Source organism: Pseudomonas sp. UBT, assembly GCF_050915955.1.
GTDB classification, from domain to species: domain Bacteria; phylum Pseudomonadota; class Gammaproteobacteria; order Pseudomonadales; family Pseudomonadaceae; genus Aquipseudomonas; species Aquipseudomonas antarctica_A.
Map to the genome: position 1 here is coordinate 507,944 of NZ_CP168081.1, position 9,856 is coordinate 517,799.

3 protein-coding genes and 3 pseudogenes are annotated in these 9,856 nt (G+C 53.3%); 3 read left to right on the plus strand and 3 right to left on the minus strand.

The features are described from left to right. Nucleotides 1-423: 423 nt before the first annotated feature. Together ACDZ94_RS26740 and ACDZ94_RS26745 are read left to right on the plus strand one after the other, a co-directional pair. Nucleotides 424-600, plus strand: a pseudogene (locus ACDZ94_RS26740) (DHA2 family efflux MFS transporter permease subunit); the annotation flags it as partial. Between the two features lie 5 nt (nucleotides 601-605). Continuing rightward, nucleotides 606-950: pseudogene (locus tag ACDZ94_RS26745) on the plus strand (response regulator); the annotation flags it as partial. A 35-nt stretch (nucleotides 951-985) separates the two neighbouring features. On the opposite strand, the gene ACDZ94_RS26750 reads toward ACDZ94_RS26745, so the two are convergent. The 3 genes and pseudogenes from ACDZ94_RS26750 to ACDZ94_RS26760 form a co-directional block, all read right to left on the minus strand. Next, the gene (locus tag ACDZ94_RS26750; RefSeq protein ID WP_432751859.1) at nucleotides 986-1,690 is read right to left on the minus strand and encodes a methyl-accepting chemotaxis protein; all 705 of its coding nucleotides are present in this window, start codon (nucleotides 1,688-1,690) and stop codon (nucleotides 986-988) included. A 201-nt stretch (nucleotides 1,691-1,891) separates the two neighbouring features. After that, nucleotides 1,892-2,677 (minus strand): annotated as a pseudogene (locus tag ACDZ94_RS26755) (hypothetical protein); the annotation flags it as partial. Nucleotides 2,678-3,626: 949 nt separating this feature from the next. Then, nucleotides 3,627-7,364: a PAS domain S-box protein gene (locus tag ACDZ94_RS26760; RefSeq protein ID WP_432751692.1), complete on the minus strand. Its 3,738-nt coding sequence runs from the start codon at nucleotides 7,362-7,364 to the stop codon at nucleotides 3,627-3,629. 757 nt (nucleotides 7,365-8,121) lie between these two features. Between ACDZ94_RS26760 and ACDZ94_RS26765 the strand changes: the two genes are divergently transcribed. Next, complete coding sequence (locus tag ACDZ94_RS26765) at nucleotides 8,122-9,843, plus strand: ShlB/FhaC/HecB family hemolysin secretion/activation protein (RefSeq protein ID WP_432751693.1); 1,722 nt, start codon at nucleotides 8,122-8,124, stop codon at nucleotides 9,841-9,843. Nucleotides 9,844-9,856: the final 13 nt, after the last annotated feature.

Here is a 9,856-nt window from a genome sequence, read left to right on the forward strand (position 1 = left end):
GACGTCGGGTAATGAGCCAATCGCTTATTTACGAGAAAATCCGTAAGCCAAGCCAGACGCGAGTTTTGTAAATGCTCTGCGAATTAATGAGACTAAATTCGGGATTTTCTCGTAATTAGTCATTTTCTTTCCGGTTTTTCTCGAATTTTAGCAATAATCGATAGCCGAACACGTCCTCAACAACTGTGGTTATCCATACGCCCGAACCGTCATGGCAGGATCTAGCGCATAAGGCCGGATGCTTGTATTGCTGAAGCTCCTCCAGAGATAAATCGCTACGCCCCGACAGGATGCCGAGGCTCTCAACGAGGTTGAAATGTCCACGGTGTTGTGGGCGGTTCAATCTGTTAGATACAAGCGGTCGGTTGATCTCATTTACGCCCTCAAGGCAACGTCTTCGCTCGACAACAATCTTGCAATTGACGGATGATCGCCGCGTCTACCATCGGCGCCGTAGCGTCCCTCGCGCCCACGTCGGGCTCGGCGGCGGTCGAGGGGATCACCGACATTTCCTCTTGGCACTGGCTGCTCTACATCAACCTAGTGCCGGGCCTGTTCGTGACCTTTGCCGTGCCGATGCTGGTCGAGATTGACCGCCCCAACCCGTAGATGACGAACTTTCGATCCGGATGCTCGTATCTGACGTCCTGAGTAATCTTGGATACGCCACGCTTGAAGCTTCTGACGGTGTAGGCGGCTTGAAAATTCTTCAGTCTGATGCAGTTGTCGACCTGCTCATCTCCGACGTCGGATTGCCTGGAGGAATGAACGGGCGACAAATGGCTGAGGCTGGGCGGAAATGTCGACCCAATCTTCCTGTCATTTTTATCACAGGTTATGCCGAGAACGCCGTATTGAAAGACGTTCATCTCGAACCTTATACGCATGTTCTTACCAAGCCATTTGGGTTGGACGCTCTTACTTCTCTTGTAGTGAATTTAGTCGAGTAGTCGCTTTGCCTATAAACGGAGCGATCAAGTATCAGTTAGAGTTTGAACTGATGCACAATTTCCAATAGACGCTCGGCGTCTCCGCCGCTTTCGCGTCCGCGCTTAAGAGTGCTTTCCGCTAGCGCTACAGTGGTGGTGGCTACCACTGACACACTGCTGATTCGTCGATTAATTTCGTCGGTAACCATAGCCTGCTCATTTGCAGCTTGAGCTATCTGTAGGCTCATGTCTGATACAGAAGACACCAGTCCGCTGATTCGTTGTAGCGCCTCGCCAGCGCTAATCGCCTGCTGCACGCCGCGCTCTGCGAAGACACGGCTATCGTCCATTACTTCTACGGCTTGTTTCGAAGCGTTTTGCAGGCGGTCGATCATGCCGTTTATCTCTTGGGTAGACTTTTGCGTTCTGCTTGCGAGCGTACGTACTTCGTCAGCCACTACTGCAAAACCACGACCTTGCTCGCCTGCACGAGCGGCTTCAATGGCGGCGTTGAGAGCCAATAAATTGGTTTGTTCGGCAATAGTGCGAATCACCTCCAGTACCCCACCTATCTCGCGTGAATGGCCTTCTAGATCGGAGATCACAATTGCAGCACGACCTACTTCGTCTGCCAGGGCGCGAATATCTATGATAGTTTTATTGACCACGGCAATCGCCGCTTGCGCCTGCTTATCGGCATCTTGAGTTTGAGCCGCGCTGGCTTGCGCGTTTGTAGCAACGCCCTGCACGTTGGTGGCCATCTGATTAGCCGCCGCCGCTACCTGTTCCACCTCGACTTGAAGATCTGTAGCACTGCGCTGAGACGCGCCAGCATCGCTGAGCAATTGTTCGGCGGAGCGCTCCAGGCCCGTCGAAACATCTGCAACTGTGGTAATTTTGAGGCGTAGGTTTCCAAGGAACGCATTGAACAGCTCGATAACCTGTCCAATTTCGTCATCTCGATTCGATTTGATAGTGCGGCTCAGGTCGCCACTACCGTCATTCAACGCACTCAGAGCCTTACTCAAAGACTGCATGGGCGGTAGTACCCGATTGGCAATTAACCACAACGCCCCAAGCATAATGACCAAGACCGTGCTCCACGCGATGAGGTTAGTGGTTCGAATCATTGTGCGCTCAGCCTTACTATCAGTTAGCTGCTGACGATATAGCTTATCCAGCGGCTCACTAAAAGCAGCGAAATCCGAAATAACTTTCGCTGAGCGCAGGTCTAAGTCTTCCATGACTTTATCGCCATCAACTTTATTACGGGCATAAGCCTGCACCATGAGCTTACCGGTGCTGTTAAGCTGCTCAAGTGGAGTGCGCAAAGCCTGAATACTGCTGGAGAGGCTCGGAACCATGGGCGTTAGTTCATCAAGTAACTGAAGCGACGCGGCGTAATATTTCTGCGCATCGTCTAAGGGATCAGCGTCTTGGGTTAGGCTGGCATCAGTATAAAACTGTTGAATTTGTGCGCTGTCGTAACGCAATTTTTGGGTTGATTCAAGAGCAGTTCCTAACTGCTTGCTATTGAGCTCCATGTCATCGAGGTCATTGATTTGAGTGTGCATTAATAACGTCAAACCGACTGCAGTTACGACCAAGCCTGCTGCACAGAAAACCATCAAACGAGAAATACTTAGCGTCACAGAGTTCTCCAATATTGCAAAGGAAATAAGAGCGTGGCTCGCGCGCTTGCGCGCTGAGGCGCACGTGCGAGAAATTTCCTGCATTGCAATCGGCATATGACGAGGTGAAGACGTCGCACTGGAGATGGCGCGCGTCTAACTGTTGTCGATTGCAATCTAAGAGCATCAACAAACATGGCTTGGTGTTGGTGAATTTACCAATGTCAGATACCAACTGACAGGTTGAGGTGTATCTCTATATCTAAAGTTGCCGAGCTTCTTAACTGGGCGATTTTGATGGAGATATGTGAGCCTACTTTTTTATAAATTAGGCCGTTTGCCATCCTTGGATTCTAGCGCTGGCACTTCGCAGCGATTTTCTCTAAAGCGGCGCCTCACGTCAGTATAGGGCATCCATTTCAAATCGGGGCGTAAGCGCAAGTATAGACGTTAAACTAACGCAAGGAGCGGCCGTGATGCTCACCCATTTCAGCGCAGTGACCCAGAAACCTAGGTTGGCAACTGGCACTCCATCGTGTCGCGTCTAGAACGGCACCCCAGCGGCCATCTGCAAAGCTCGCATGCAATGACGAGTGCATTTGCTCGAGATTGGCTCCCAAAGCCGTGGCGTCGAACTCAGCATGTCTAATGTCAAAAAAAAACAGCCTGGCGTCCTGGGCACGGCGTTGCACAATTTTTATTTCTTGGCCGAGAAGTGAGCATTCACCCTCAAAATGCAGCACTGGAAGCTATTAGCCATTATTGTACAAGCTTAGAGCTTTGTATAGGTTTTGTACAAGGTATTCCGAAATATCTGGACTTACAATGGACGCTACTGCTTTATTTTGAATAGAGGGTGATGCCCGGCCTGTGGATGGCTCAGCCGGGATCTCGACCAGCGGGGTAGGAGCGGCAGTTAGCTGCCGCCCGAGCACAAATCCATACCGGACACAGCTCCTACCTGGAATAAAGGGCAACTGTGGCACAGGGTGCGGATGCGGTTGCCGAGCCGCGTCTGCGGTTATGCCGATGTGCTTCTGTACCGTAATAGCTAATGAGATTCGCGTTACTGGCGCTTTATGCGGAACGAAGAGCAGTGAGTTATTTCGTCAAGCAGTGCCTCAATTGGCTCCGGTTGGTGAGGAAAATCACCCTGTGCATAGTCGATGCCCATTTCGCGGATTAGCGCTAGCACCTCGGCACTGTCTACAAATTTCGCTACTGTCTTGGCTTTCGTCGCTTTGGCCACCGTCACAAAAAAACGCACCGCTGCGTCGTTAAGCGGATCGGTGAGTATGTCGCGCATGAACTGACCATCGACCTTAAACTCGTCGATGCGCAGTGACTTGAGGTGGCCGAATGAAGTAGCGCCAGCTCCAAAGTTTTCTAGCGCGATACGAATACCCAATGTGCTCGCATGCGCTATGAAGTGTTTGGCTTCGGCCAAGTGATTGATGGCCGTTGTTTCTTTAAATTCAATGCAGAGCAGCTTGCATATCGCCTCGCCTGCTTCCTCGAGCATCTGAAAGATCTCGTAATGTAAAGCTCGGTCATTCACTGACTGATCTGAAAAGCTCAAGGAGAGCATTTCTATATTATCCAGTGTCGGGAGTGCCTTTAGCAGTGTAATGGTGCGCCTGAGCACCCATTTGTCGATATTGCTGGCCAGGTTAAAGCGCTCGGCCGCTGCCAGGAAAGAGCAGGGCGGTATAATACGGCCGTCATTTTCACGCATACGAATGAGCACTTCGGCAAGTAGCAATCGCGACTCCCCCGCCAAGGGAATAATTCGTTGCGCGTATAGAACGAACTGGTTTTCAGCAAACGCCTGCTCTATGCGCGTCACCCAATGCATATCGCCAGAACGTGCTTCCAGGACAGTGTTGCTATCAAACGAGACGTGGACGCGGTTGCGGCCTGTACTTTTGGCCGCATAGCAGGAGCTATCCGCTACTTGCATGATGGCCGAGATAGAGTCCCAGCGTCCATCCACGGATACCAGCCCTATACTTGTCCCGACTTGAAAGCTCTTGCCATCGTAGAAGAAGCGAAACTCAACCATTCGGTCGCACATCTGCTGCGCAATTTTCTGAGCGTGTTCTATCGAGCAATGTTCCAGCAACACGGCGAATTCATCGCCTCCCATCCTTGCAACAGTGTCTCCGCTTCGCACTGCATCGCCTAGTAGACGAGATACTCGCTGCAGAAGTAAGTCTCCCGCCGCATGGCCACATGCATCGTTAACCTGCTTGAATTTATCTAAGTCGATGAACATCAGGGCGTGCTCACTATCGCTGTGCCTGCATTCTGAAAGCACACGCTCCAGCCGAACTTCAAACTCCAGCCGGTTCACCAATCCGGTCAGCGCATCATGAGTGGCTCGATACTTCATCTCGCCACTGAGGCGGCGTTGCTCGGTCACGTCATGGAAGACCAGCACCGTCCCCAGCAGCTCTCCCAATTCGTTGCGGATGGGTGAAGCGGAATCCTCAATACCAAATTCATCACCGTTACGGGATACCAGTACAGTGTTGTACCTGAGTCCCGTTACCTTATCCTGCTGCATACAGATGATGACCGGGTTCTCTGCAGGTAGACGTGTATCCTCTTTGATGATGTTAAAGACTTGCTCAAGTCGCTGACCACGGGCTTGCAAGGCAGTCCAGCCGGTTAGACGTTCAGCGACAGGGTTCAGCCAAGTGACCAAAGCCTCTTTGTCAGTTGTGATCACTGCGTCGCCAATGGACTGCAAGGTGACTCGCATCAGCTCATGCTGCTGTGCAAGTTGTGTCGCAAGATTATGGCTTTCCGTTATGTCCTGGATTGCTCCAGCCAACCTCGTGGGGCGACCATCGACGAACTCCACCGCGCCCACTGTTCTGATCCATCGGTGCTCGCCGCCACTGCGCATGATTTGCAACTCAAGGTCAAAGCCGCTCCCTCCGGATATGGCGATATTGACTGCCTGCTGGATACGCGGTCTCGAGTCTGGCAAGTAATAGGAGATGCCTTCTTCTAATGTGGGCTGATAACCTGATGGCAATCCATGGATGTGACAGACTTGGTCTGACCACCGGACATCTCCCGTTACCAGGTCAACTTCCCACCCCCCCACACCCGCGAGTTCGCCGGTACGGGCGAGAAAGTTTTCAGAGCGACGTAGCAGATCTTCGGATTGCTTTCGCTCAGTAATGTCCTGACTTGTGCCACGTAGCGCAACCATCGAACCAGAGTCATCGATTACAGGCTCCGCTCGTGCATCCAAAATGCGCTGTTCGCCGTCGGGCCGGACGATCTCAACCTCAATTCTGAAAGACTGTTTGGACTTCTTAGCGCACGCAATCGCTTCTTGCAGCCGGGCGTAGCTTTCAGGCAGATACAGATGAGATTGCTCTTTACTGCCGGGAGGCTTAACTGGCAGTGAGAAGCCCATGATGCGGTAGAGTTCGGGTGACCATTTTGTAGTGTCTGTCGCGATTTCCCACTCCCAGCTTCCTATCTGACCTAAACGCTGTGCCTGCCGCATTGCTGCAGTAGCTTCGTTAAGCGCCAACTGGGAATTTTTCAACGACGTGACATCTGTGACCTCAACGAGAAAACCCCTTACTTCACCGTCAGCGATGTCAGGAATATAGTTCGCGATGCTGTGGCGAGAGATACCTTTTGGCCCAGGAATCTCACGCTCAAAATTTTGCGGCACTCCGGATAGAACGGCTTCGATATGTGGTTTGTTGCGCTCGAAAAGCTCTGCCCCCAGCAAGTCCCAGATAGGTTTCCCTATTAGCTCTGAGGGATCTCTACCGAACCAGGAGCGGTAGGCTCGGTTGGCAAACCGGCAGGTCAAATCCCTATTCCAGTAGGCCATCATGGATGGAGAGTTGTCTGTAATTAAGCGCAAATCTGCGGCCACTTGGGCCAAGTCGCTCGCGATTCGATTACGTGCGGTGATGTCGCGCACAAACTTGGTCGATCCCAACAGGGTGCCGTCAACGTCGATCTCTTGCACAATCGTTACCGATACGTCTAGAAGCGTGCCATCCTGCTTCTCGCGCACAGCTTCATAGGTGAAATACCGCGGTTGCTCCCGACGCAGAATCCTGGTCGCCTTTTGTGCAAGATCTGTCTCTGGGATGAGTAGATCAAGGGACTGTCCAATCGCCTCCGCCGCTTCATAACCGAATAGGCGAGTGGCCGCCGGGTTCCACCGCTCTATTTGGCCTGTTGCCGACAATCCGATGACAGCATCGGCACTATGTTCAAGTACTGTGGCTGCTCTAGCATTCATCAAGGTGGATTGCTTGAGCTGCCTTACTGAGGCGCGACCTTCAAGACTCTTGACCACTGCAACCGAAAGAGCTATGAGTGTTTCGCGCTGCTCTGAAGTCAGCCACCGAGGTGTGCGATCAATCACGCATAGCGTACCGATCCGCTCGCCGGAGCTCAGTCGCAAAGGCGCTCCCGCGTAAAAACGAATGTATGGGTCTCCCGTCACCAAGGGGTTGTCTATAAAGCGTGGGTCGCTAAGGGTGTCGGGCACCTCAAACAGCTCGTCTCCCAGAACCGTGTGCGCGCAGAAGGCAATGTCTCGGTCTGTCTCCATCACATTGGGCAGCCCCACGCGGGCCTTGAACCACTGCCTGTGCTCGTCGATCAAACTTATAAGTGAAATGGGTACGCCGCACACGACCGATGCGGCATGCACAATGGCGTCAAACTCCGCTTCAGCAGCCGTATCGAGCACCTCAAGGGCCTCCAGCGCAAGCAGAGTCTGATCCTCGTTTTGCCGATAAAGTGCCCGGTGCATAGAGCCATCCTTTTAAAGGTTGTGTTTCGAATCAAGCGGTTTGTGCAGTGCTGCTTGATCAACATCGGCCCAAAGGTTTTTAGTCAGTGTAGGGTTACTGGGCTGGCGAGCATTGAAGCTACGCAGGTGTGTTGGCGAGGGGATACGGTAGGCGCTTGCCTCCAGAGCCTTATGATCTGGGTACAGCTCAGCATGAAGCTCTTGGTTGTTAATAGCACAATGGCGACGGCGTCATCATCGATATAACACGATAGTGCCGCCCCGCATTTGAGGCATTAGTCCAAAGCCTTTCTGATGCCCGGGGCCTTCTGCACAACCAGGAGCCGGGCGATGAGAAAACCCGCCGAAGCGGATTTTCTAGATGCAGTGTAATTTTCCTGTGACGCTTCGCTTTCAAATTTGATTCCTGCCTACGCTAAACGCAAGTTTGTGCTGAACGTTTGCGTAACTGAATCGGCCCGTATTTTTTAGATACCTTGCAAGCTTCGACACACGCCTCAGGGGCGGCTTTTAGCCGATCGATCACCCGACGAACTCTTTGACTTGGGAGAAAATATTCATGAAGCATTCAAAACGTATTATCTGAATTTATTCTTTTTTATCAAATGGTTATCTTTAATCGCTATATCGAGCAATCCTTTGCCATCATGTATCTGTTTTGTATAGAAACAAAGCCGTACATTAATTGACGCCACTAAAACGACACCCTATAATGGCCGAAATTTGATGGCATAACGCCATGCATAGGGATGTGGAAATGTTTCGTTTTGCGCGCCGGACCAGGCTCAGCCTGCTGTCCGCTTTTTTTTGCCTGGGCGCAATGGGATTGGCACAAGCCGCTACTTCTCAGAGCACTCCAGGTATCACCGATCTGATCCGCGACCGCCAGGACCGCCTGCTCGAAGAGCAGCAACGGCGCATCGAAGAACTCAAAGACCTGCCCGGTCAGTCCGCCGCCCCCGCAACGCCGACCGCTCCCGTCGACAGCCGTTGCTTCCCGATCAAAACCATCGAACTCGCCGGCGCCGACGCCCTGTCCGAAGACGAGCGCGCCGGGCTGATCAAACCCTATATCGGCCAATGCCTGGGCGTACCGCAGCTCAACGAAGCGCTCAAAGTGATCACCGACCGCTACCTCGCCAAAGGCTTGGTCACCAGCCGCGCCTACCTGCCGCAACAGGATCTCTCCAGCGGCAACCTCAAGATTCAAGTGGTCGAAGGCAAGCTCGAAAGTTTGAAGGGCATCGAAGGCAGCGGCATCACCGACCGCCAGTTGGCGATGAGTTTCCCAGGCAAGACCGGGGAGCTGCTCAACCTGCGCGAAATCGAACAGATGGTCGACCAGCTCAACCGCCTGCCGTCGAACCAGGCGCAGATGGAGTTGGCGCCAGGAAAGGCCGTGGGTGGTAGCGACGTTCTGGTCAAAAACACTCCGCAGAAACCGTGGCGTGTCGGCTTGTCGCGCCATAACGGTGGCCAGCGCAGCACCGGCGAGCAACAGTGGGGCGCAAGTCTGGATTGGGATAACCCGCTGGGGTTGGCTGACCAACTGTCGTTGCGCGGCGGCCACGATGCGGTGAGCGACCACCAGAAAACTTCACGCAATTCGATGCTCAATTACAGCCTGCCGTTTGGCTGGTGGAACCTCACTTACAGCTACACCGAGAGCGAGTACCGTTCCCAGGCCCAGGCGAATAACTTCACGTTCAAGCAAACCGGCGACAGCCAAAACCACCAACTGCGCCTGGAGCGTGTGATTCATCGTGACGCGCTGAGCAAAACCTCCTTGAGCACTGGCCTGGCCTACCTGCGTACCAACAACTTCATCGAAGACAGCAAGCTTGCCCTGAGTAGCAACCGCCTCAGCGAAGCCCAGTTCGGCATCAACCATGGTCGCCGCATCGGCGGCTCATTCCTGAACATCGACCTGGGCATGCAAGACGGCATCGGCGCCTTCGATGCCCAAGCCAATCATCACCCCAAGCCCGGTCAGGCGGATGCACGCTACCGCAAATACACCGCCACGGTGAGCTACTTGTACCCATTCCAGCTGTGGGGCGAGTCGCTGAGCTTCAGCAGCTTGATGACCGGCCAGCACAGTGAAGACGTGTTATTCAGCCCACAACGTATGAGCCTTGGCGGGCAGTCGTCGATTCGCGGCTACAAAGACCAGATGCTCGCAGGCGACAGTGGCGGTTATTGGCGCAACGACTTGCGCTGGAGCCGCCCGGTGACCTGGGCCTGGCTGCAACCGGTGTTTAGCGAATACGGCACCAGCCTCGGTTACGACCAGGGCGTGATCAGCCACGGCCGCTACAACGCCGAGCAGCATGGGCGCATGAGCAGTAATTCTGTGGACCTGTTCGCACGCGGCAAGAACGTCGCGGCCACAGTGACCTTTGCACACTCTTTGGAACGACCGGATGCAATCACGGAACGTGAAGCGCCGATCTATTTCCGCCTGGATTTTTTCCTTTAAATTTTTTACCGCC